General features: G+C 58.9%; 26 protein-coding genes. 3 read left to right on the top strand and 23 right to left on the bottom strand.

What is annotated here, in order from left to right; all coding sequences use genetic code 11:
- Nucleotides 1-32 precede the first annotated feature (32 nt).
- Entirely contained in the window at nt 33-1505 is a 1473-nt protein-coding gene (locus tag AKL27_RS06765; protein WP_232310921.1) for a sensor domain-containing diguanylate cyclase, read from the top strand.
- Between the two features lie 12 nt (nt 1506-1517).
- Here the strand turns inward: AKL27_RS06765 and AKL27_RS06760 are convergent, their stop codons facing one another.
- Entirely contained in the window at nt 1518-1751 is a 234-nt protein-coding gene (locus tag AKL27_RS06760; RefSeq protein WP_050462036.1) for a hypothetical protein, read from the bottom strand.
- Nucleotides 1752-1776: 25 nt separating this feature from the next.
- Nucleotides 1777-2022, bottom strand: a complete 246-nt coding sequence (locus tag AKL27_RS06755) for a DUF6139 family protein (RefSeq protein ID WP_050462035.1) — start codon at nt 2020-2022, stop codon at nt 1777-1779.
- Between the two features lie 473 nt (nt 2023-2495).
- Here AKL27_RS06755 and AKL27_RS06750 point away from each other — a divergent pair, with 473 nt between their 5' ends.
- The gene (locus AKL27_RS06750; RefSeq protein ID WP_050462034.1) at nt 2496-3500 is read left to right on the top strand and encodes an XdhC family protein; all 1005 of its coding nucleotides are present in this window, start codon (nt 2496-2498) and stop codon (nt 3498-3500) included.
- Between the two features lie 7 nt (nt 3501-3507).
- Here AKL27_RS06750 and AKL27_RS06745 read toward each other — a convergent pair whose 3' ends face one another.
- The 11 genes from AKL27_RS06745 to dctP form a co-directional block, all read right to left on the bottom strand.
- The gene (locus tag AKL27_RS06745) at nt 3508-4116 is read right to left on the bottom strand and encodes a nucleotidyltransferase family protein (RefSeq protein WP_050462033.1); all 609 of its coding nucleotides are present in this window, start codon (nt 4114-4116) and stop codon (nt 3508-3510) included.
- Between the two features lie 41 nt (nt 4117-4157).
- Nucleotides 4158-5111, bottom strand: a complete 954-nt coding sequence (locus AKL27_RS06740) for an ACP S-malonyltransferase (protein WP_332308334.1) — start codon at nt 5109-5111, stop codon at nt 4158-4160.
- A complete protein-coding gene (gene mdcB, locus AKL27_RS06735; protein ID WP_050462031.1) occupies nt 5087-6040 on the bottom strand; it encodes a triphosphoribosyl-dephospho-CoA synthase MdcB in 954 nt (317 codons plus the stop codon). The genes AKL27_RS06740 and mdcB overlap by 25 nt, the downstream gene beginning before the upstream one ends.
- The gene (mdcG, locus tag AKL27_RS06730; RefSeq protein WP_050462030.1) at nt 6028-6726 is read right to left on the bottom strand and encodes a malonate decarboxylase holo-[acyl-carrier-protein] synthase; all 699 of its coding nucleotides are present in this window, start codon (nt 6724-6726) and stop codon (nt 6028-6030) included. Before mdcG ends, mdcB begins: the two co-directional genes overlap by 13 nt.
- Complete coding sequence (gene mdcE / locus AKL27_RS06725; RefSeq protein WP_050462029.1) at nt 6710-7426, bottom strand: biotin-independent malonate decarboxylase subunit gamma; 717 nt, start codon at nt 7424-7426, stop codon at nt 6710-6712. Before mdcE ends, mdcG begins: the two co-directional genes overlap by 17 nt.
- 2 nt (nt 7427-7428) lie before the next feature.
- The gene (locus AKL27_RS06720) at nt 7429-8322 is read right to left on the bottom strand and encodes a biotin-independent malonate decarboxylase subunit beta (RefSeq protein WP_050462028.1); all 894 of its coding nucleotides are present in this window, start codon (nt 8320-8322) and stop codon (nt 7429-7431) included.
- Nucleotides 8319-8627, bottom strand: a complete 309-nt coding sequence (mdcC, locus tag AKL27_RS06715; RefSeq protein ID WP_050462027.1) for a malonate decarboxylase acyl carrier protein — start codon at nt 8625-8627, stop codon at nt 8319-8321. Before mdcC ends, AKL27_RS06720 begins: the two co-directional genes overlap by 4 nt.
- 65 nt (nt 8628-8692) lie before the next feature.
- The gene (gene mdcA / locus AKL27_RS06710) at nt 8693-10360 is read right to left on the bottom strand and encodes a malonate decarboxylase subunit alpha (protein WP_050462026.1); all 1668 of its coding nucleotides are present in this window, start codon (nt 10358-10360) and stop codon (nt 8693-8695) included.
- A complete protein-coding gene (locus AKL27_RS06705) occupies nt 10361-11710 on the bottom strand; it encodes a TRAP transporter large permease (protein WP_050462025.1) in 1350 nt (449 codons plus the stop codon). It lies immediately after the preceding gene.
- Nucleotides 11707-12261, bottom strand: coding sequence for a TRAP transporter small permease (locus AKL27_RS06700; protein WP_050462024.1), 555 nt, complete (start codon nt 12259-12261; stop codon nt 11707-11709). Before AKL27_RS06700 ends, AKL27_RS06705 begins: the two co-directional genes overlap by 4 nt.
- Nucleotides 12258-13280, bottom strand: a complete 1023-nt coding sequence (dctP, locus tag AKL27_RS06695) for a TRAP transporter substrate-binding protein DctP (RefSeq protein ID WP_050462023.1) — start codon at nt 13278-13280, stop codon at nt 12258-12260. Before dctP ends, AKL27_RS06700 begins: the two co-directional genes overlap by 4 nt.
- Before the next feature lie 155 nt (nt 13281-13435).
- Between dctP and AKL27_RS06690 the strand changes: the two genes are divergently transcribed.
- Nucleotides 13436-14140, top strand: coding sequence for a GntR family transcriptional regulator (locus AKL27_RS06690; RefSeq protein ID WP_050462022.1), 705 nt, complete (start codon nt 13436-13438; stop codon nt 14138-14140).
- A 29-nt stretch (nt 14141-14169) separates the two neighbouring features.
- On the opposite strand, the gene AKL27_RS06685 is transcribed toward AKL27_RS06690, so the two are convergent.
- From AKL27_RS06685 to surE, 10 genes are all read right to left on the bottom strand, one after another.
- Nucleotides 14170-15066: a pseudouridine synthase gene (locus AKL27_RS06685; RefSeq protein WP_050462021.1), complete on the bottom strand. Its 897-nt coding sequence runs from the start codon at nt 15064-15066 to the stop codon at nt 14170-14172.
- Entirely contained in the window at nt 15063-16388 is a 1326-nt protein-coding gene (locus AKL27_RS06680) for a type II toxin-antitoxin system HipA family toxin (RefSeq protein ID WP_050462020.1), read from the bottom strand. The genes AKL27_RS06685 and AKL27_RS06680 overlap by 4 nt, the downstream gene beginning before the upstream one ends.
- On the bottom strand, nt 16385-16678 hold the full coding sequence (locus tag AKL27_RS06675) for a helix-turn-helix domain-containing protein (protein WP_332308333.1): 294 nt from the start codon (nt 16676-16678) through the stop codon (nt 16385-16387). The genes AKL27_RS06680 and AKL27_RS06675 overlap by 4 nt, the downstream gene beginning before the upstream one ends.
- Nucleotides 16679-16969: 291 nt before the next feature.
- Entirely contained in the window at nt 16970-17488 is a 519-nt protein-coding gene (locus tag AKL27_RS06670; RefSeq protein ID WP_050462019.1) for a GNAT family N-acetyltransferase, read from the bottom strand.
- Between the two features lie 8 nt (nt 17489-17496).
- Nucleotides 17497-17970 carry a hypothetical protein gene (locus AKL27_RS06665; protein ID WP_050462018.1) on the bottom strand — a complete coding sequence of 158 codons (474 nt, stop codon included), beginning with the start codon at nt 17968-17970 and terminating at the stop codon, nt 17497-17499.
- A gap of 77 nt (nt 17971-18047) precedes the next feature.
- Nucleotides 18048-19403: a 23S rRNA (uracil(1939)-C(5))-methyltransferase RlmD gene (gene rlmD, locus AKL27_RS06660; protein WP_050462017.1), complete on the bottom strand. Its 1356-nt coding sequence runs from the start codon at nt 19401-19403 to the stop codon at nt 18048-18050.
- Nucleotides 19404-19544: 141 nt separating this feature from the next.
- On the bottom strand, nt 19545-20564 hold the full coding sequence (rpoS, locus tag AKL27_RS06655; protein ID WP_050462016.1) for an RNA polymerase sigma factor RpoS: 1020 nt from the start codon (nt 20562-20564) through the stop codon (nt 19545-19547).
- A 3-nt stretch (nt 20565-20567) separates the two neighbouring features.
- On the bottom strand, nt 20568-21545 hold the full coding sequence (locus AKL27_RS06650) for a peptidoglycan DD-metalloendopeptidase family protein (RefSeq protein ID WP_050462123.1): 978 nt from the start codon (nt 21543-21545) through the stop codon (nt 20568-20570).
- Between the two features lie 133 nt (nt 21546-21678).
- Nucleotides 21679-22587, bottom strand: coding sequence for a protein-L-isoaspartate(D-aspartate) O-methyltransferase (locus AKL27_RS06645; RefSeq protein WP_050462015.1), 909 nt, complete (start codon nt 22585-22587; stop codon nt 21679-21681).
- The gene (gene surE, locus AKL27_RS06640; RefSeq protein ID WP_050462014.1) at nt 22584-23321 is read right to left on the bottom strand and encodes a 5'/3'-nucleotidase SurE; all 738 of its coding nucleotides are present in this window, start codon (nt 23319-23321) and stop codon (nt 22584-22586) included. Before surE ends, AKL27_RS06645 begins: the two co-directional genes overlap by 4 nt.
- Nucleotides 23322-23323: the final 2 nt, after the last annotated feature.

Raw genomic sequence — 23323 nt, 5'->3', positions numbered from 1 at the left:
CACCCACGATACTGACCACCAGAATTTTTGCGATGTCATTCGTCGCGCTGGTCTGTATCTCCATCCTTTTGCTGCATATATTGTTTGTCTGGATGGCCCGGGTCAAGGATATCGACGACGCCGAGACGGCTCTGAGCAACTTGTCGCAGGCGCTGGCACAGCACGCTGAACAATCCGTTACCTCGGCCGATGCGGTGTTGCTGGGGATCGTGCAACGACTCGAAGTCGAAGGCATGGATCGCGATTCGCTGGCACGCCTGTACCCGTTGCTGGTGTCGCAAGTCAATGAACTGCCGCAATTGCAGGGCCTGTTCATTTACGACCATATGGGCCGCTGGATGGTGAACTCGCTCGATGATTCGCCCTGGCTTCTCAACAATGCCGACCGCGAATATTTCATTTATCACATGACCCATATGGATCGCCAGGCCCATGTCGGCATGCCGGTGCAAAGCCGTTCCACCGGCGACTGGATCATCCCGGTGTCGCGCCGCATCAACCGGATTGACGGCAGTTTTGGCGGGGTTGCGCTGGCCACCATCAAGGTCGAATTTTTCGTCAACTTCTATGCCGGTTTCGATATCGGCAAATTCGGTTCCATCGTGCTGGCCCTGCAAAATGGCACCATGCTGGTACGCCGCCCGCTGCTGCCTGACTCGATTGGCAAAAGCATGGCCAATACCAATATTTTTCGCGACCACGCCGCACTGCATCCGAATGGCATGGCGATCATCAAATCGACCCAGGACGGGGTGGATCGTCTCAACACTTACCGCCGGCTGGAAAAATATCCGCTGTTCGTGGTGGCCGCACAATCCTACGACGAAGTGTTGGCCGCATGGCGCATGGAGACCATCATCCAGAGCACCGGGGTGCTGATATTGATTGCGCTGCTGGGATGGATTGGCAAACGACTGGTGGATCAGATCCGCTTGCGCGCACAAGCCCAGCAAAAGTTGCTGGAAGCGCGCGCCAAGCTGGTGGAAATGAATCAGGCCTTGAAGAAAATGGCGCTCGAAGACAGTCTTACCGGGGTCGCCAACCGGCGCCAGTTTGACGTTCGCCTGAAAAGTGAATTCAGCCGCGCCCGGCGGGAGCAGCAATCACTGGCATTGCTGATGATCGACATCGATCATTTCAAACAATACAACGACCTGTATGGCCATCCCGCCGGCGATGCCTGCCTGCAAGCCGTGGCGCGCCTGCTGACGACACAGCGTCCGGGCGATCTGACGGCCCGTTACGGCGGCGAAGAATTCGCGATTCTGTTGCCCAACACCAGTTTTGATGGCGCGCTGCAAATTGCCGAAAAAATTGCCGGCAATGTCGGCGGCGTAGTGACCGTCAGTATCGGCGTGCATGCACTGGTGCCGGCGACCGACCAGCGCAATCCGCTGGCGCTGGTCAATGCAGCGGATCGCGCCCTTTATCTGGCCAAGGCCAGAGGCCGCGACCGCGTATGCAGCAGCAGTGACATCGACACCAACCAGATCGATCCGGCCTGATATCGCTGCTGGTTATTTGTGCGGCAGCATGGCGATGGCCGCTTTGCGCGCCTCCTGCTCCGCCGTCTTCTCATCATGAAACACCTGCTCCGGCAACACCCGTTGCGACGGGAATACCGGATGACGGTGCATGGGATTGGTGGACGGGCCGAAGATGGTCACATTGGCGACCCAGCCGTCGTCCTCGCTGGTCAGCTTGACGCCGCTGTACTCGATTTCATAGTCGCCCAGGTGTTCTGTCGGCATAGTGCTCTCCTCTGGTGTCGGATAATCAGCCGCCTTCTGCCGAACGGTCACCGAGATGACTGATGGCATATCCCTTTTCTGAAATCTGGCTCATCGCGTCGTTGGGATCCAGCGTGAAATGGACTTTGCCATCAAGTTCGAAATCAACGTTGCGATCAAACACCTGCCAGTCGGTATTGGTGACTTCCTGCGGCAAAGCATTCTCGGTCGGGACAATCAGATAGGAATACAGATTGGCGTCTTCGCTTCGTTTGTACACATCGACTTTCATGGGGGGCTCTCCGGTGAGGGGTAATCCTGCTTGAATCGAGATCGTGCCAATACAACCGCCTGTGCTCACTGTACTACTTCAGCAGCATTACCGGTAATCGAAAAACGACATCGGCTGGGATCATTGCAATGAAGAAATTACAAAGTGGAAACACGGCATGCCGGCGCCACTTGCAATCAAAGTCATGCACGGCCGATAGTTTCGGCGGTGCACTTCGCTGGGACTGAGTCACTATTCGATAGTTCCAGCTGATTCCGGCCCGGCAGACCAGCATCAATTCCCGCCCCATCGTACTCTGGACAAAACAACAACACTCGGCCGCGCATGCTATTGCGGTGACGGCGCAGTACAAACCGTTCCCGGTGCCGCGCCGCTGCCGTCAATACACGGCAGCAACGCTTGGGGTAACATTGACGACATCTGCATGTGGTCGCGTTGATCGCATGCGTACCTGAAAAAGAAACAGACACCGTATGGAATCCATCGACTTCGAAGTTCTTGCCGCCGCTCAGCGCTGGCATGATGAGGGCCACTATGTGTTGCTCGGCACCGTGGTCCATACCTGGGGTTCGGCACCGCGTCCGATAGGTTCCATGATGGCGATTCGCGCCGATGGTCATGTCCGTGGTTCGGTTTCCGGCGGCTGCGTCGAAGACGATCTGATTCAGCGGGTGCAAAGCGGCGAACTGCGTCAGACCACGCCATTCGAATTGCGTTACGGCCTCAATGCCGACGAAGCACATCGTTTCGGACTGCCATGCGGCGGCACGCTGGCGCTGGTGATGGAGCCGGTATCAGCCCATTCCGCGTTGCCGGAATTGCTGGCCGCAATCAGCCAGGGTTTGCTGGTTACCCGCACGCTTGATCTCGCTACCAGTATCGCCACCATCAAGGCCGGCACCAGCGGCAGCCAGACCCGGCTGGCGGATGGCCGGCTGCAGACCCAGCACGGCCCGCGCTACCGGCTCATCATCATCGGTGCCGCGCATATGTCGCGCTACGTCGCCCAATTTGCGCTGGCGCTGGATTATCACGTGATCGTGTGCGATCCGCGTCCGGAATACCTGGATGAATGGGATGTCGCCGGCGTCGAATTGTCGCGTGAAATGCCGGACGATTTATTGCTGCGTCTGCAACTGGATTCGCACAGCGCAGTGGTGACCCTGACCCACGATCCGAAACTCGATGACATGGCATTGCTGGAAGCACTGAAATCGGCGGCCTTCTATATCGGCGCCATCGGCTCCCGCACCAACCATGCACGGCGCCGTGAGCGACTCACCTTGTTCGACATCAGTCCGGCTGAAATCGACAAGCTGCACGGCCCGGTCGGCCTGCATCTCGGTGCGCGCACGCCCCCGGAAATCGCGATTGCGATTCTGGCTGAAATGACGGCCATACGAAACGGCGTCGAAATCAAACAAAGCCATGTGATGCGGACCGAAGACAGCGGATCGGCGCCTTGTATCGTCAAATAAGCGGGATTCAGCGGCAGTGCAGGTCGTCGCGGGTATCGATATCCCGGTGAATGCCGGGATCGTTGACCGGAATTTCCTGCACCGGAAATTCCTTGAGCAATTGCCGCCCGCCACGGTCGCCTTCGAGGGCCATCAGACGTGACCAGTGACGCCGGCTGAACGCCACCGGATTGCCGCGTTGTCCCTGATAAACCGGCACCGCAATATCGACGCCATCCTTCAATGCCGCCAGCAAGCCGGCATACGTCGAAGGTTTGACGTAAGGCATGTCACCCAGCGCAATGATCCACCCCTGCGCTTGCGCGGCATGCTGCAAACCATACTTGAGCGATGCGCTCATGCCCAGCCCGGCTTCAGTGCAGATCAGCGCGGTGCAACCGGCTGCCGTCAATCCCGGCACCAGCAACGGGGTCCGGCATACCGCCAGCACCGGCACCGTTTGCAGCAGGTTGGCGGCGGCAGTCAACACTATCGCTTGCTGCAGATCGGCCGGTATCGCCAACAGTTTGTTGTCAACGCCGGCCGGATCAAAGCGCGAACCTGTGCCGGCGGCCAGCAAAATGCCGCAATAGCCGGTATTTGCCGTCGTGGTGTCGGGAGAAGAAAGAGCGGACATGCTGCCAGTGTAAGCCGAGACCGGCCTGCGGTTCAATCTGCTTATTCCAGTTGCGTCGTCAGCCAGCGCAAGGCACCTGCGCTGCTGCGAAAATCCTGCATGGAGCGACAGGCAATGGCCGGATGGCGCTCACGCAACATGCGCGACAAGGCGGCGCCCGGCCCCAGTTCCAGCGCCACCGTAATGCCCTGCTCGGCGCAGGCATCCATGCAGGCGGCCCACTGAATCGGTTCCGTCAATTGACGCGACAAGCTGCTTTGCGCGGCCGCCACGGTATCGATCAGTTGTCCCGAAATCCCCTCCGCCACGCGCACTAGCGGCACTTGCCAGTCCAGCGTCCTGAGCATGGCGGTGAATGGTATCTGCGCCGCCGCCATCAGTGGCGTATGCGAGGCAATGCCGACCGGCAGCGGGCTGACCCGGGCACCGCCGGCTCGCCATTGCGGTTGCATCGACGCCAGCGCAGCGTGATTGCCACCGATGATCATGCTGTCAAATCCGGTTTCGATGGCAATCCAGGCCGATTGTCCCTGCAATTGCCGGCGCACCGTCGCGGCGTCAATACCACTGAGCGCCAGCAATCCTTGTTGCGGTTCAGTATGCAGGCAATCATCCATATATTGCGCGCGCTGCGCCGCAGCGGCGATCACTTGCGGCACCGGCAGCGCGCCGGCCACGCCGTATGCGCTCAGTTCGCCGATGCTGTAGCCCGCCACCAATGCCGGCGCCGGCAATTCATCTTTGAGCATGGCCCACATCGCCAGTGACGATGCCGCCACCAATGCCTGGGCATAGCGATTGGCAAACAGGTGCCGGTCATCCGCCAGCAATGCCGTCAACGGTTGGCCGCAGCGCGACTCAAGCGCACAGGCTTCCAGAGCTGCGCGGCCACGCGCATCAGCCAATGCCAGATCGAACATCCCGGCATGCTGCCCGCCTTGCCCCGGACACAGAATCGCCAGACGCGCCGTCATGCCGCCATCTCTTGCTGGCATATCTGTTGCAGCAAACAACACGCTGCCAGCAAATCAGCAGCGCCACCCGGCGACAGCCGCAGCCTCACAAATTCGTGATGACTTGCCAGCGCCAGCGCCATCCAGTGCGGATTGCCGGTACCGCCGGCGGCAAGGAAACGGTGACTGGCCCCGCGCACTACCGCCATCCCGCCGGCGCCGCCACGATGATAGATGTTAGTGTCGCTGACGTGCGCCATCAAAATGAAAAAACCATCAATCTTGGCGTGCTCCCAATCACGTCCGGCAGCCAGTGCTGCCTGCATGTGCGGCAGCGCAATCTCGAACAGAGCCGGAAATCCCAGAGCGGCTTCTTCCCGCGCGCCGCCAACCGCATGCTGCACCGCCACTTGCAAACCGTTGCTGAGTCGGGTGTCGGTGGCGACCGCAACGACATCGGTATGCTGCGCCAGCGCTTCGCCCCAATGCAACAACAACACCGCTCTGATCGCCGGCGGTGACAGCGCAATCCCTTGCGCATGACAGGCGGCCATCGCCGCGCACAGCATGCCGAGACTGAAAATGGCGCCGCGATGGGTGTTGACGCCGGCAGTCGCCAGCAACATGCGCTGCTCGGCGGCCACACCCAGCCGCTTCAATTCCGTGAATGATGCAGCGGCGACCCCGGCCTCGGCAATCAAGCGGAAATAATGGCGCAAGGAAAACAGACTACGCATGAAAGTCGCAGCATTCATATCGTGATGACTGCCATTATCGACCAGCGACACCAGCCCCGGCTTGGGATAAAGCGTCAGCTCCTGATACAGGCTGCGCACCGCCTGACGTGCCAGCCGGCGACAGAAATCACGCATCGCAACAGCGTCACGGCGACCGGTTGACGCGGATAAGCCGACGGCTGACAACACCGGTTGCCTGTGGCCGGCAGATGGAGAGGCGTTCAGGCTGCGCATGTCGTCACTGCAAGTGTCGCCAGTAGTGCATCAACCCGCATCAAAACTACGTCGGCGGCACGTTTTACCAGCACCCGGTCCGCGCTTGTCGCTCTGGCCCATTCTTTCCACGCCACCGCCAATTCACCGGGAAACACCAGTTCGCCATCCAGCGGCAACCATGCTGCATGACGGATCAGCAAGGCCAGTGTCGCCTGCAACTGCGGCACCGAGATCGGACGCAACAACACATCAATATCGGAGGAGGCTTGCACATAGGGCTGCCCGGTCAGTACTTGCAGGGCGAATGAGCCATATACGGCCAGCGTCAATGTCGCTGGCAATTGCCGCAACTCCTGCAACAACAATGGCAGATGTTCCCGCCACGCTGCAGGAATGGCGGGCGCATTGATGACAGCACTGCCCTGCACCACCTGGTCCAGACTCAGCGCTGCCAGTTGTCGGGTCACACCGGCATGCGATACGCGCAGCGCGATGCGCCGTTTATGGCCGTTGCGGTCGGGCGGCAAGGCCACGCCCAGGCACAACTGACCGGGTCCGGCATCTGCATCGTGACGCCGCACTATCGCCGGCCAATCCTGCGCCTGCCATTGCATCAGTGCCGCACGGTCCGATGGTGCAGCCTGCGCCAGCGCCTGCTGCCAGCCGACGGCAGACAGCCAGACCAGATTATGCCGGGGCAACATCGCTGTTCGTGACAATCGCCGTCACTACCCGCTGCGACCAGTTGCGGCCACCGCGTGCCAGACCCAGTGCAGCCCGCTCGTCCACTGCACTGGCAGTCTGGACAGCCTGCGCCAGCGCCGCTGCCAGATCACCGCTCCAGATATCGGCTACGCCGCCCATGCGTTTATAGTTTTCCGGCCCCGGTGCAAAGACCGGATTGCTCTTGGCCAGTTCGACCAACGTTTCTTCCGGCACTTTGGTAATGCGCGCCATGGCAGGCAAGCCCATCACGCGAATCGTTGCATCCGGCAAGGCATAGCAGGCATCGGCCATCAGCCCGCTGGTGATGAAGCCGCCCGACAAGGCCTGGTCATAAACCAGGCCGATGATGCGATGACCCTGCCGCCGCGCCAGTTCGATACACTTACCAAGATGCGCCATGTAGCTGTTGATGCCGAGCATTTCGTCACGATGCCGCAAACGCTGCCCCTGCGTATCGACCAGAATCACGATGGCACGGCCGGGATGTTCCCGCACCGTCTGTAAAATCGCCTGCGCCTGCAGCAAGGCGATCTCCACCCCGATCGGTGTATGTCCGGTAGTGCCGACGATGCTGACGGTCGCGCCTTCGACTTGCGCCGTACCGCTCAGGAAATTCTCTTTTGCGCTGATGCTGTAGCCTTGCGGAAACAGCGCCTGCGCCAGTGGTTGCCATTCCATGCTCACTCCTTGATCCGATAGGCTGCCGTCAACGCCACAAACGGCTCTGCTTCCAGCATCGGCAATTGTGCCGCTTGCGCAATCCCGAGCCGGCTCCAGATATCGGCCGGGTCTTCGGCATCGCCGAACGCAGTCAAGCGCTTGCTCAGCATGGCCTGTTCTGCTTCCAATGCCGCCAGCGTCAGACCACTGTGGCTGCCGCTCAGGCTTTGCATGGCTTGCAAGACCGCATCGCGGAATGCCGTCGTATCGTCCGCCACCAGCGCCTGGCAATCGCCCAGCAAATAACGATGCTTGCCGCCGGTGGTGCGCCACACCAGCGCGCGGTCGCGCGAATCGAATTCTTCCACGCCGTTGGCGGTTTCAATCACTTCCGGTCCGGACATGGCCAACCGCCCTTCTTCCGACATGATCACGCTATTGGCGCAACGGGCGACGATGCCCATGCCGCCGAAACAACCGTTGGCGCCGCCGACCAACACAATCACCGGAATGCCGGCAGCGCGCGTATCGAGCACGGCACGCATGACTTCGGATACCGCGATGAGGCCGGCATTGGCTTCATGCAAACGCACACCGCCGGTTTCCAGCAGCAGAACGACTGCCGCCACCTGTTCCTGCACTGCACGCTTGAGCAAACCCACCAGTTTGGCACCATGGACTTCGCCTACAGCGCCGCCCATGAAGCCGCCTTCCTGCGCTGCTGCCGCCACCTTCTGGCCGCCCAGCAAACCCAGCCCGACCATGACGCCGTCATCGAATGACACCGGCGCATCCAGTTGCCCCAAATGCGGACTGACGATGCGCGCCGCCGGCGGCAGAAATTCGGTAAAGCTGCCGGCATCGAGGATCTGTGCCATGCGTTCGCGCGCATTCGCTTCCAGATAACTGCTCATGGCGCCACCATCGCTTCGACCGCCTGATCCAGTCGCAAACTGACGACTGCCGGTGTGGCTCCCATGTCATTGATGGCGATACGCGTATCGGCCAGTTGCCAGCGTTTGTGAAAGTCGCCCATCACCGCTTCCCAGATCGCGCCGAAGCCGCGTGCGGCAGTCTTGATTTCAATGCTGCAAGCACCGTTCAGCGCTGCCGGCTCGATCAACACTTCCAGGTTGCCGGAACTGACCACGCCGACCAGTTGCGGACTTGCCTTCAAATGACGCTGACCGTTTTCGAAACGGAATACCAGAGTTTCCATGATGTACCACTACCTTCTCGTCAAATCGCCTGCGAATGCTGCGCAAAACCGGCCAGCATCAGGCGTTACCAGTTGCGGAAGCGTTTCGGCGGGTGATACAAGCCACCCGACGCGCGCACCAGATCTTTCATGTTCTTGGCAGCCAACAGATCGCGGGTCGCCAGCCGCTTGTCGATGCCCATGTCTTCCGGACGCCGGATAATGCCGCGGTCGCGCAGGTTTTCCACCATGCGACGGTCGCGCCCGAGTCCGACCGGGGTGTAACCGGCCACACCGCGTATTGCCTGTTCACGTTCTTCATCGCTGCGACACAGCAGCAGATTGGCGATGCCTTCTTCCGTCAAAATATGGGTCACATCGTCGCCGTAAATCATGACCGGCGGAATCGGCATGTTGGCCTGTTCTGCCAGTTGCCAGGCATCGAGTCGTTCGACGAAGGCCGGTTGCATGTGCTCGCGGAAGGTTTCCACGGTTTGCACCACCAGTTTCTGACCGCGCGGAATGGTGTTTTTGCCGGCGCGTGCCTGTTGCCCTGCTTTGAGCCAGGCCGGACTGGCGTGCCGCCGGCCACGGGCATCGGCGCCCATGTTGGGGGCGCCGCCGAAACCGGCAATCCGGCCCAGCGTCGCAGTCGAGGAATTTCCCTGCAAATCGATCTGCAAGGTAGAGCCGATGAACATGTCGCAGGCATAATGCCCGGCCGTCTGGGAAAAGGCGCGGTTGCTGCGCATGGAACCGTCGGGACCGACGAAAAAGATGTCAGGACGGGCCCGGATGTAGTCTTCCATGCCCAGTTCGGAACCGAAGGAGTGCACCGATTCGACAAACCCCGCTTCAATTGCCGGAATCAGGGCCGGATGCGGATTCAATGCCCAGTGTTTGCAAATCTTGCCGCGCAGGCCGAGCGATGCGGCATAGGTCGGCAAGATCAGCTCGATGGCGGCAGTATCAAAACCGATACCGTGATTGAGGCGTTGCACTTCGTATTCGGCATAAATCCCCTTGATCGCCATCATCGCCATCAAGATCTGGATTTCTGAAATCTGTGCCGGATCACGCGTAAACAACGGTTCGATGTAATGCGGCGTCGGCGCCTTGATCACATAACTGACCCAGTCCGCCGGAATATCGATGCGCGGCAAGACATCCACAATTTCATTGACCTGGGCAATCACGATCCCGCTGCTGAAGGCGGTTGCTTCCACAATCGCCGGCGTATCTTCGGTATTCGGCCCGGTGTACAGATTGCCGTGGCGGTCGGCTGCCTGCGCGGCGACCAGCGCTACCCGCGGCGTCAGATCCACGAAGTAGCGGCCGAACAATTCCAGATAAGTATGAATCGCGCCGATGTTGAGCTTGCCGGACGAAGCCAGCTTGGCCAGCCGCCCGGCTTGCGGGCCGGAAAATGAAAAATCCAGCTTGGCGGCAATGCCCTTTTCGAACAGGTCCAGATGCTCCGGCAAGGCCAGCACCGAAAACAGCATATGCAAGTCATGCAAGCGCGCCGGATCGAGTCCGGCCAGCGCCTTGGCCAGAAAATCGGCCTGCTTCTGGTTATTGCCCTCCAGACACACCCGGTCACCCGACTCGATCACACTGTAGAACAGATCAGCAATACGTTCAGTCGCAACCAGTTTGCCGTTGAGCGCGCCGCCCAAAGATGAGGCGGCGCGCGCCAGGCGCGCATCCCGGTTTTGCTGACGCTGATTCCACTCGCGCTCGCTGCTTGGCATTTACTTTACTCCCATCAACATATCAGGCAAACCGGTGGCAATGCCCGGGAACAGACACAGCAGCACCACTGCCAAAAACATCAAACCAAGGAACGGGATGGTTCCTTTGATCACATCCGACAAGGCAATGTCAGGCGCGATATTCTTGATGACAAACAAATTGAGTCCGACCGGCGGATGAATCAACCCCATTTCCATCACCACGGTCATGACGATACCGAACCAGATCAGGTCGAAACCGGCTTCCCGCAGCGGCGGCAAAATGATGGGCGCGGTCATCAGGATAATCGATACCGGCGGCAGGAAAAAGCCGAGCACGATCACCATCAGCAAAATCACCGCCAGCAACAGCCACTTCGACAGATGCATGTCGACCACCCACTGCGCCGCCGACTGACTGATGTGCAGATAACTCATCACATAGGAGTACAGCAGCGACATGCCGATGATCAGCAGCAGCATTCCTGATTCCTTGATGGTCGAGTTCAGGAATGGCACCAGTTCACGCGGCTTGTAGATGCGATACACCACGGCAATCAGCACGATCGCCAGCAACGCGCCCAAGCCGGCCGTTTCGGATGGTGTCGCCAGACCGCCATAGAGCGCCACCATGACACCGATCAGCAAGATCAGGAACGGCAGCACGCGCGGCAGCATTTCTACCTTTTGCGCCAGCGTGAAATGCTCATCATCCAGATAGGCCGACTTGAGGCCGCCGCTTTGGTAGATTGCATGCGCCATCTTGTATTCCTTGCGCGCCCGATACACGGCATAGCCGGCAAACAGGATCACCAGCAACACGCCGGGACCGATACCGGCCAGAAACAGGCGCCCCAGCGATTGCTCGGCAGCCACCGCATACAGAATCATGGTGATCGACGGTGGCAACAGAATGCCGAGGGTACCGCCGGCAGCAATGATGCCGGCCGCAAACCCGGGCGAATAACCGCGCCGGCGCATTTCCGGAATACCTGCCGAGCCGATGGCCGAACAAGTCGCCGGTGAGGAACCAGCCATGGCCGCAAACAAGGCGCAGGCAAAGACGTTGGCGATGCCGAGACCACCGGGAACCCGGTTGAGCCAGGCGTGAATCGCTGAATACAAATCCTTGCCGGCGGGCGATTTGCCTATCGCAGCGCCTTTCAGGATAAACAGCGGAATCGACAACAAGGTGATCGAGGCGATTTCTTCATAGACGTTTTGCGTCACGGTATCGAGGGAAGACGCCGGCATGAAGAAATACATGAAGCCGGTCGCCACCACGCCGAGCGCGAAGGCAATCGGCATGCCGGAACACATGACGAGAATCGTGACAATGCCATACAGGCAACCAAGGGTAAGCGGTGTCATGTGGCCTCCCGGGTACCAGTGATGCGGGTCAATACTTGCACCAGCAACTGCAGTGTCAGCATGCTCATGCCCAGCGCCATCATCGCGTAAGGAATCCACAATGGCGGTGCAAAGGTCGACGATGTAGTCTGGCCATCCACCCAGGCTTCATGGAACAGCGTCCATGATTTCCAGGAAAAGAAGGCGCAAAACGCGAACGACACCAGATCAACGATGAACATCCGGATACGATTGGCCAGCGGCGACAACATGCCGGCCAGCGCCTCGATGCCGATGTGTCCGCGCAAGGACTGCACATACGCCGAACACAGAAAGATCACGCCCACCAGCATGAAGACCGATGCCTCGTCCTGCCAGTCGGTCGGATGATGGAAAAAGTAACGCACTACCACCGAGTACGTCAGGATTACCGAAGTCAGCAACAAGGCAATCATGGCCAGAAACACCGCCACCTTGTTGTACTTGTCGAGCAATCCGGCTACGGCTGCCAACACGGCGTTGGCAGGCACCGGCGGCTTGGCCGCCGGTTGCATTTCAAAGCCGTGACTCATAGGAGTTTCTCCGCCAGCTTCATCAGATTGGCGCAATTGGCATTCTTGGCAGCGTAGTCTTTCCATGCCGTGGCACGGGCGATGTCTTGCCATTTCTTGACGGTAGCGGCATTCAGGTCAACTACCTTGGCGCCGGCTTTCTGATACACCGCAGCCACGGCGACGTCATCCGTCTGGGCCGCCTTCAGGGCAAACGTCTCCATATCTGCGCCGACGGCCATGATGATGGCTTGCTGTTCTTTGCTCAGGCGGTCAAATACGGCCTTGGAAATCATCAGCGGTTCGAACATGTACCAATACGCCTTGTCGCGTCCGGTGGTCAGGCTCTTGGCCACTTCTTCCAGGCGGAACGACATGAACGAGGTCGACGATGTCATGGCCGCATCCATGGCGCCGGTTTGCATGGCGGCATAGATCTCGTTGGATGGCAGCGTAACGACTGCGGCACCGGCTTCTTTGAGAATCAGGTCCATTTCGCGCGAACCGCCGCGTACCTTCATGCCTTTGGCATCGCTCGGATCAATGATCGGTTTGCCGCGTGAGGCGACGCCGCCCGCTTGCCAGATCCAGCTGACAATCAGAATGCCCTTTTCGGACAGGATGCGCGCCAGCTCCTTGCCGACTTCCGCATTCTTCCAGGCCGAGCCTTGCTGGTATGACGTCACCAGACCCGGCATCAGGCCGATATTGGTTTCCGGCACTTCGCCGCCGGCGTAGTTCAATGGCACCAGCGACATATCCAGCGCGCCTTTGCGCATGGCCGAGAATTGCGCATTGGTTTTCATCAGCGAAGAACCGGGATAAATCTCGAATTTCAGGCTGCCCTTGCTGCGCTTGCCGACTTCTTCGGCAAACAGGCGGACCAGCCGGTCGCGGAAATCGCCCTCGTTGATGGTGCCGCCGGGAAACTGATGTGAAATCTTGAGCGCCGTGGTTTGCGCCCATACCGATGTACTGCCGGCCCACAAAGGTGTGGTTGCCAGCGCCCCCAAAATGCTTCTGCGTTTTTGCGATGTCATGTCTATCCTCCTGGTGAATGGAATATATTTCTACGCTTTTTCTACTCTTTTGATTTTTTATGGCTTATTCTTGTATACAAGATCTTACAGCGCGCATACATTGTCAAGCACAAATTCTGCATTAAAATGTTTTCGCCCTTCACTTGGTAAAGACCATGGACACACCCAAAAACCGATCCGAAACCCTGCGCGAGCAAATCGAAGAAATGATTGCCGTCGGCCGGCTGGCGCCCGGCCAGCATCTCGATGAAACTGTGCTGGCGGAGGAATTCGGGGTGTCGCGTACACCGATCCGGGAAGCCTTGATCCAGTTGGCGTCGATGGGAATTATCGTGATGCGGCCGCGACGCGGTGCCATCGTGGCCGAGATCGGGCCGCAACAATTGATTGAAATGTTTGAAGTCATGGCGGAATTCGAAGCCATGTGTGGCCGTCTTGCCGCACGGCGCATGAGTGTCGCCGAGCATGCGACGCTGATGGCCAGTCATCTGGCCTGCAAGCAAGCGCGCGACAGTTCCGATACGGATGCCTACTTCTACAAGAACGAAGCGTTTCACGAGCAGATTTATGCCGGCAGCCACAATACCTTCCTGGCCGAGCAGGCGCGTGCCCTGCACCGCCGGCTGCGGCCTTACCGGCGTTTGCAACTGCGCGTGCGCGACCGCCTCAAAACCTCATTCGACGAACATGACGGCGTGGTCAACGCCATCATTGCCGGCAACAGTGAGCTGACGGTCGAACTGCTGCGGCAGCACATCATGATTCAGGGGCAACGCTTTGCCGATCTGGTCGCTTCGCTGCACCAGTTGAAGACGGTGACCGACGGCGACAAGCCGGCGCTGGCGGATGCAGCGGCCTGATCAGATGTCAAACCGGATTTCAAACCCGGTTACAAACGCCGCTTGCTTTCAAAATAACGGACTTCCCCGCTCAAGGGATCGGTAAACGCAATCGAGCGCGCCAGCAGTTGCAATGGCGCGTCGTAGTCATCCGGGGTGCCGGCAGGTACCGCGTGCGGATAAAACGTATCGTTCAGGATCGGTATGCCGAGGGCTGCCAGATGGACCCGCAACTGATGTTTTCTGCCGGTGACCGGATTGAGCCGATACAGGCTGTGTGCACCACGGCGCTCAATCAGATCGATATGGGTTTCAGAGTTCGGTGCTCCCGGCACTTCACGCATCAGAAAAAATTGCTCGGCCTCCTCCAGCCTGCTGCGGTAGATCAATGGCAACTGTGTGGATTCCAGCGTCCCGGCTACCGCTTCATAGGTCTTATCCATCTCCCGTTGCTGGAACATGGACTGATAGGCCCCGCGGCTTGCGGTATTGGTTGAAAACAGGATGACCCCGGCTGTCTCGCGATCAAGCCGGTGAATCGGCGTCAGATCGGCCAGCCCGGTTTTTCTTTTGAGTCGTACCAGCAGGGTCTCGTGCAAAAAGCGGCCGGTCGGGATCACCGGCAAAAAGTGCGGCTTGTCGACCACCAGCAAATGCTGGTCCTGATGCAGGATTTCTTCCTCGAAAGGAATCGGCTGTTCACGCCCTTCCAGATCGCGATAGTAAAAAATGCAATCGCCGCGGCGGCACGGACTATCCGGATGCAATCGCTGCCCATGCTGATCAGCCACTTCACCGCGCTGCATGCGCAAACGCCAAGTGGCTTCATCAATCGCCGGAAAACGCATCAGCAAAAATGCCAGCATGCCATCCGCTTGACCGCCGGGCAGCCACAGATAACTCGGGGCCACGCCATCCTTGATCGGCAACGGTGAAGATGGCTTCATGCATGTCCTCCGAGTTTGCGCGCAGCACGACGCTGCCAGGCGATGACACTGGGATTGCATGCCAGATGTTCGGTGATGCGGCTTTGCTGAACCGCAGTCAATGGCAGCGATTGCAGCAAATCCGGCCAGCTTTGCATCGCGCGTTCGACCGTATCGATCAATACCATCTGCAACTTCGGTTCGGGAATCTGCCAGATATTGGCGAGCTGGCGCAACACCGCCGGCGTCAGCAATTGTTTGGGTTTCTGGCGTGGCGCAAATGCCAGCGCATGCCCATTGCCGGTCAGATACGCGGCATAAGCCACAATATCGTAAGCTGGCGACAGCACTGCGCTGGTCGGGGTGCGATACAGCAGGCTGAAATTCTTCAGATGCGCATCGAAATTACCGAGCAATTCGTTGACCTTGATCCGCCGCAACAGCTCGAACACATCTTCTTCACCGAGATTGCTGCGTTCTTGCAAGACCACGCCCAGCGCGGCATAAGTACCGGAATATTTGCCACTGGCCGGGGTACCGGTGATCTGGGCAAAGTCTTCCATGTGCAAACGGCCGGTGGCAGTACCGGCATCACGGTCGAAACGATGGATCAGCAGGAAGTGTTCAGCGTCACTGCGCAAGCCGAATGGCAGGCGATCGGCAATCGCGCTCAATGGCACCAGTTCGAAGTCACAGACATTGACCCCGGCCGCCCGCGCCAGCGTCAATGAGGCGAATTCGACTTCCGGCATGCCGGGATAATCGCTGGCAGGCAATTTGCCGATGAAGTGCTGCCCCCGGCTATCCTTGGAGCGCATCACGTAACGGCCGCCGGCAGCGCGCACCAGACCGATCTTCGGCTGCACCCCGGAAATCGATTCACCATCCGGCGTCGGCAACTGACCGGCGCTCATTTCATAGCTGTCACGACTCTGGGCAATCAATCGTCCGAGTGCCCGATCATCCAGGTTTTCTGCAAGCACCGATACATCACCCGGCAAATCCTTGCCGCAATACGCCAGCAAACCGAATTCATCATCGGGCGCCAATCCGGCACGCTCCATCAGATGTTTGCGCAACTGTCCTTCCGGCAGCAGGTTCTGGAAAAACGGCGGCAAACCGCCCTTGCCATCACCGCGATTGACATCCAGTGCAGGGTCCAGCAATTGTGCGATGGTGCGTTCTTCGGTCGCCGCGCAATACAACTGCGACAAGACCGGTCGCCCGGCAGCAGTGGCATAGGCATCATCGAAACGGAAATACACGCGTCCGTCATCGAGCGCAAACAGCGAACCCACATCCGTTACGCCAAGACGCACGCGCAGTGCCCGCAGCATGGTCATGGTGCGTTCTCCATCAAACTGTCCAGACGCTCCGACAATTCCGTGCGTACGCCCTGATCGTCAGCGGCGCGCAGCGCATACACTTGTTGCGGCACGAACAGCAATTCCAGGCCGAGTTCGGAACACACCGACAATAATTTGCTCAACTCGATATTGCCTTTGCCGGTTTCCAGCGCCAGCAAGGTATTGCGATGGATGCCGCTGCGTTGCGCCAGCACCTGGGCACTCCATTTCCGCTCCTTGCGGGTACGACGTATCTGAGCGCCAATTGCCGCTAATGAGTTCACCATAAAATGGACCTTTCTCAATTAAAACCATTTTATTGTGCAGACAGGAATAAGTCAAAAATGAATAATTAATTGTTCATTTTTAAAAAGTAACAATAAATTGTTTATTTTTAAAAGGGTTTCTTGCGCCTAGACCATCCCTCGTTTGGGGGAAACCTGTCTGTGGACACACAAGGGACTTGATGCTCCATGCGCCTGTATGGAGCATTCAGTTGTATGAGCCAGTTGAAGGCTCCACTGGCGGAGCAAAGTGCCAAGCGCTGCCAGCCAGTGCCGGTGCCTGAAACAGCGTCGTCAGGAAATGATTTTCTCGAGATTTTCGAGTGTCATGCCAGGTTGCATGGGTACGCCAACCCCGGCATCGACCGGAAAGTCCTGCAATACACCCATGCGCACATAACCTCGGCGCAGGTAAAAATCGATCAGCTCATGCCGTGGCGACAGCACCAGCATCAACAGCCGTCGGGCACCGAAATGTTCTGTTGCGTGCTGTTCGGCGCGCGCCAGCATGACCTTGCCAACACCGGTGTTTTGCATGGCCGGGGCCACGGTCAGCGTACCGATGCAACTATCGGATCCTTGCTTCTGTACATGCACACAGGCCACAACCTCCTGCTTCGCCAACGCCAAGATCACAACTGAATGCGGGTCCGCGATGGTATGCCTCATTTGCGCCGCGTTGATTCTCGGCCCCGATACCAATCCCCCTTCATGCGTCCAGCCACCATCCTGTGCAGGACGATAGGCAGCATTAATCAACGCCACCAGCGCATCGACGTCACCGGCGCTCGCAAATTTATAAGTTATCGACATTCATCACCTCAACGGAATCCGCTACTGACCGATTTCTTGCGAGACGACCACGCCGCCAGCATGCTGCGCAACAGTGTACGCAATACCAGCGCCATGACAAGCAGCGGCACGATAATATCCATGTGCGCCAGAAACAATTCGCGGGTTGCTTCGCCGGCCCCCCAGGTATTGCCGAAGATCAGCGGCGACGGCGGGCCCCAATACATGGACAGCAACAACGCGATGGCAAAACAGCCATATTCGGCAAACTGGGGCAACCGTTCACGCACCAGTCGCTCCGCTAACAGCAGCAACACCCAGCCGGCCAGTGCTGCCATCACCGCATCGATGACAAAGTCGCGGCGCTCGTAAATATAAGGAGCCTCGGGAATCAGCAAACCCAGGCTGCCGGTCTGCAATCTGGCCGTCAATATCGCGCCAAACAAAAGCGCCGCCAACAGCAGCAGACCAACATCACAGACGCGTTGCAGGTATTTCAGCATTGCTCGTCGCTCCAAAAAAACAAAACCCGCCATTCATGGCGGGCTTGTCGAACGGCACCAATATGTCGGCCCAGCCCTTATGCCGGCAAATCAAACACTGCCATCGACTCCACGTGTGCGGTATGCGGGAACATGTTGACCACGCCGGCCAGCTTCAGTTGATAACCGCCCTGCACCAGCTCGGCCGTGTCGCGCGCCAGTGTTGCCGGGTTGCAGGAAACGTAAACGATGCGGCGCGGCATCAGGTCAGGATGGGACGCGCGCAAGCCGACGATGGCGCGACAGACTTCGAGCGCGCCTTCGCGTGGCGGGTCGACCAGCATGCGATCAAACTTACCCAACGCCACAAAATCTTCAGTCTTGGCTTCAAACAGATTGCGGCAATGGAAGCTGGTTTTGGCAGCCAGGCCATTCACGCCGGCATTGTCGGCAGCGCGTTCGGTCAGTGCCGTACTGCCTTCGATGCCGACGACTGTCTTGGCCTGCGTGGCAATCGGCAAGGTGAAATTGCCGAGGCCACAGAACAAGTCGGCAATCCGTTCTTCCGGCTGCGCATCCAGCAGCCGCAAGGCACGTGCGACCAGCACGCGGTTGATCTGGTGATTCACCTGGGTAAAATCGGTCGGTTTGAATGGCATCTTGACGCCGAATTCAGGCAAGGTGTAATGCAGGTCGGATTGCGGCGGATAAAACGGTACTGCGGTGTCCGGTCCTTTCGACTGCAACCACCACTGCACCTTGTGCAGGTCGGCAAAAACCTTGAGCTTGAGTTGGTCGTCAGCGGTCGGCGGTTCCATCACGCGCAACACCATCACCGTCACTTGCTCGCCGCCTTCGCCCTCGCCAATGGCCAGTTCGATTTGCGGCAGACGATCAATCAACGACAGCGAACCGATCAATTCCCGCAGCGGCACCAGCATGGCCGACACATGCGGCGGCAGAATTTCGCAGGTCTTCATGTCGCTCACGAACGGCGATTTCTTTTCATGAAAACCGACCAGCACGGTGCCCTTCTTGACCACGTTCTTGACCGAAATGCGGGCCCGGTAGCGATAGCCCCAGGTGGGCCCGTAAATCGGCCGCAACATGGTCTCCGGCCTGGTTTTGGCAAGATGCCACAGATTATCTTCGAGCACCCGCTGCTTCATGGCAACCTGTGCCGACGGTTCCAGATGTTGCATGGCGCACCCGCCGCACACACCAAAGTAGGCGCACCGCGGTTTGACCCGCTGCGACGACTCGCGGATCAGGCGCGTCATGGTCGCCGCTTCCCACTTGGGCTTCTTGCGGAAGGAGTGAAACGTGACCTGCTCGCCCGGCAATGCGCCTTCGACGAACACCACTTTGCCTTGCGTGCCATCCTCATTATTGAGATGACCAACGCCACGCCCATCCATGTCGAGGGCTTTGATATCGATGATAAGTTGCTGCATGGGAACCTGTGAAGCCGGCCAGGACGCCGGAAAAATGCAAAAGCCGCTATTGTCCGCGATACCGCGATGCGAGGGAAGCGGGAAATGACATCGCCGCAAACAAGAGGATGAACATCAATGCGGTAGAACGCAGAGCCGGCTCTAGAACAAGGCGTCCTTGCCGACCCCGCGCGCCGTCAGGGTGCGTTTCAGTTTGATCAGCGCCTCTTGCTGCACCTGCCTGACCCGCTCGCGGGTAATGCCCATCTCGGTCGCCAGTTGTTCCAGCGTTGACGGATCGTCATTATCGAGACCGAAGCGACGCATGATGACCAAGCGTTGCTTGTCTGACAAACTTTTGAGCCAGTCGCGGATCAGCAAGGTCATTTCCTGCGACTCGGCACGTGCATCGGGGTTTTCTTCCATCGCGCCCGGCAGCAAATCCATCAGGCTGGCTTGCGGATCGCCATCGAGCGGCGTATCCAGTGATGCCGCATGCTCGGACAGCGCCAGCACATCCTGCACATCTTCAATCGGCCGCCCAACCAGATGGGCGATGTCCTCGACCGAGGCATCGCGGCCGTCGTGCTGTTGCGCTTCCAGATGGTATTTGGCACGCAATATCTGATTGAGCTCGCGCACCATGTGCACCGGCAGACGTACAGTCCGGGCCTGATTCATGATGGCGCGCTCGATACTCTGGCGTATCCACCAGGTGGCGTAGGTAGAGAAACGGAAACCGCGTTCGGGTTCGAACTTGTCGATGGCACGCATCAGACCGAGATTGCCTTCCTCGATCAGGTCCAGCAACACCACGCCGCGATTGATGTAATGCTTGGCAATCGACACCACCAGCCGCAGGTTGTGTTCGATCATTTTTTGACGGGCGACGAATTCGCCCTGCTTGGCCAGCGTTGCAAAGTGCAACTCTTCGGCCGCGCTCAGCAGCGGCCGGGTGCCGATCTGGTTCAGATAGTGCTGCGTGGTATCGGTCGACAACTCGGCGACCAATACCTTTTTCAGTTCTTCGACGCCATCCACCTGCGCGACGACAGGCTCCTCACGGCTAACGAGTTCACCGTCAACAACTTCGACTTCCTCAGAGATATCTTCGGCGGCATCGAGATCTTCTGATCCCGCCTCATCATCATTCAAATCGTCATTGCGGTGAACTGTGCTCATACGCTAACGCGGTGGTAAATATTTGGATGGATCGACCGGCTTGCCTTGCTGCCGGATTTCAAAGTGCAGCTTGACGCTGTCGCTGTCGGAATTACCCATTTCGGCGATCTTCTGCCCCTTGGTCACGGCCTGACCTTCCTTGACCAGAATCACCTTGTTGTGCGCATAGGCGGACAACAGATTGTTGGTATGTTTGACAATCACCAGATTGCCATAGCCGCGAATGCCGCTGCCGGCATACATGACCTTGCCGGCACCTGCTGCCAGCACGGCCTGACCGCTCTTGCCGGCGATATCGATACCCTTCTTGCCGCCATCGAAGGTGCCTACCACTTTGCCTTCGGCCGGCCACATCCACGACACATTGTCATCATCGACTGCCGGTGTGGCCGGTGCCGTTGCCGCCGGTTTTTCAGCCGGCGCCGGTGTTGCATGCGAGGTATCAGGCTTGACCGGTGCAACCGCAGCCGGTGCCGATGGCGTTGTGCTGTCCGGTTTTTCCAGTTCTGCCAGCGTGCTGTCGGAATAGGCGCGCTTGTCGCCGCGCGGTCCGCTCTTGTTGCCACCGGCAGCAACGGCAGCCGGTGCTGGTGCCGCGCCCAGCGGCTTGACCTCAATGCCGGAAGATGGCGAACTGATCGCGCCGGTCTGCGCCCCCCCAGCAAGATTGTTGCCGTCCGGCGGTGCTACCCGCAATACCTGATCGACCTTGATATCGTTGGCATTGGCCAGATTGTTCCAGGCCACGATGTCACGATAGCTTTGTCCGAACTCCAGCGCGATGCGATACAGCGTGTCGCCCTTCTTGACGGTGTAATACCCTTTGCCTTCGGGACGTGGTGCCGCCGGCGCTGCATCCGCAGCCGGCTTGACACCACCCGATGTCCGGTCAACGACCGGCGCGGCGATACGCGGCGTAGTCGTACACGCAGCCAGCAAACTGACTGCAATCCCCAAACATGCCAAACGAATTTTCTTCATGCTCATTACATTTAATCTTTTGCGACGATATCGTTGACCCGCGCCCGGCGCGAGAAGTTCACCGGGGCCCACAGCTTAGTGTGCGCCCGTCCCGTTTTTTTGTGCAGCAGCCCGGCCGGACATGCTGCGACATTCATACCGTGCCAGGACGCAAAGGAACAAAATGACATTCTTCCAGTGTGTCGCTGGTCCACTCATACTTGCTGACCCGCTGAATCAGTTGCAGCATTTGTTGCCGGGCGCCAACCGGCGCCACCAGCCGTCCGCCGATCGCCAGTTGCTCCAGCAATGCCTGCGGCACTTCCAGCCCCGCCGCAGCCAGAATGATGCCGTCAAACGGCGCTACTTGCGGCAGACCAAGCATACCATCTCCGTAATGCAAGCGGATGTTTGGAATACGCAGCGGACGCAAATTGGTCTTGGCCAGCTCATGCAACGGTTTGATGCGTTCAATCGAATACACCTCTTTCGCCACCAGCGACAATACCGCCGCCTGATAGCCGCAACCGGTACCGATTTCGAGCACCCGGTCGAGTACGCCTTGCTTGCCGTTGGCACGCATGATTTCGATCATGCGGGCGACGATGTAAGGCTGGGAAATGGTCTGATGATGGCCGATCGGCAACGACGCATCGATATACGCCTGACTGGCCAGTGCCGGCTCCATGAACAGATGGCGCGGCACCGCTTCCATGGCTGCCAGTACTTTGCTGTCCTTGACGCCCTGACGGGCGACGCGCGCCACCATCGCTTTGCGTATTGCTTCCGAGACCAGCGGTGTCGGCCGGTCTGCGGCCGGCGCCTTGATGACTCCCGGCGCCGCCCGTGGCACCGGTTTGGCCGTACTGCCGGCGGCCGGCGGCCGGCTGTATTGGCGATTCAGATCCTGGGCGGCATTTCTGGTTGCCGTCTGCGGCGTGATGACGGTTCTGGTGGGTGTTGCTGGCGGCGAGCCTGAGCCGGAACGGGTGGCCGGAGTCCGGGTCTTGTTTTCCACCACCGAAGACAATGTCAGTGGAAAGCGGCTCGGTTTGCCTGTCATGCCAGCGCCTTTTTCAGGTGATCGAGCTGACTGGTATGGGTCAGATCAATCTGCAACGGTGTAATCGAAACATGCCCCAGCGCCGTCGCATGAAAGTCAGTCCCGACCCCGGCATCCCGGACCGCACCGGCCGGGCCGATCCAGTACATATCCTTGCCGTGCGGGTCCTGCATCTTGTAGACCGGCTCCGACATATGCCGCTTGCCCAGCCGCGTTGCCACTGTCGGTTTCAATTCGCCATACGGCAAGTTGGGGATGTTTACATTGAGCAGATAGGGCTTGGGCAAGGCGTCGAAATGACGTTCCACGATATCGCGCGCCACGCGAGCGGCGGCATCGAGCTCGGCCCAGCCTTTATGCAACTGGGAGAAGGCAATCGCCGGCAGGCCAAACAGAAAACCTTCGGTGGCCGCCGCCACGGTGCCCGAATACAAGGTGTCGTCGCCCATGTTCTGGCCCTGATTGATGCCCGACACGATCAGATCCGGCCGTTCCGGCAACAGGCCTGTGAGTGCAATATGCACGCAATCGGATGGCGTACCGTTGACATAATAGAAACCATTGGCGGCGCGCTCCACACCCAAAGGCCGGTCCAGCGTCAGCGAATTGGAGCTGCCTGAACGGTTGCTGTCGGGTGCCACCACCGTAATCTCGGCAATCGCTGACAGCACGTCAGCCAGCGCCACGATCCCGGGCGCAAGGTAACCATCATCGTTGCTGATTAATATTTTCATGG

Origin of the sequence: Herbaspirillum autotrophicum (assembly GCF_001189915.1) — a bacterium.
Classification (GTDB): domain Bacteria; phylum Pseudomonadota; class Gammaproteobacteria; order Burkholderiales; family Burkholderiaceae_D; genus Herbaspirillum; species Herbaspirillum autotrophicum.
The sequence above is the reverse complement of the archived record's forward strand: the minus strand, read 5'-3'. Positions and strand labels throughout refer to the sequence as shown.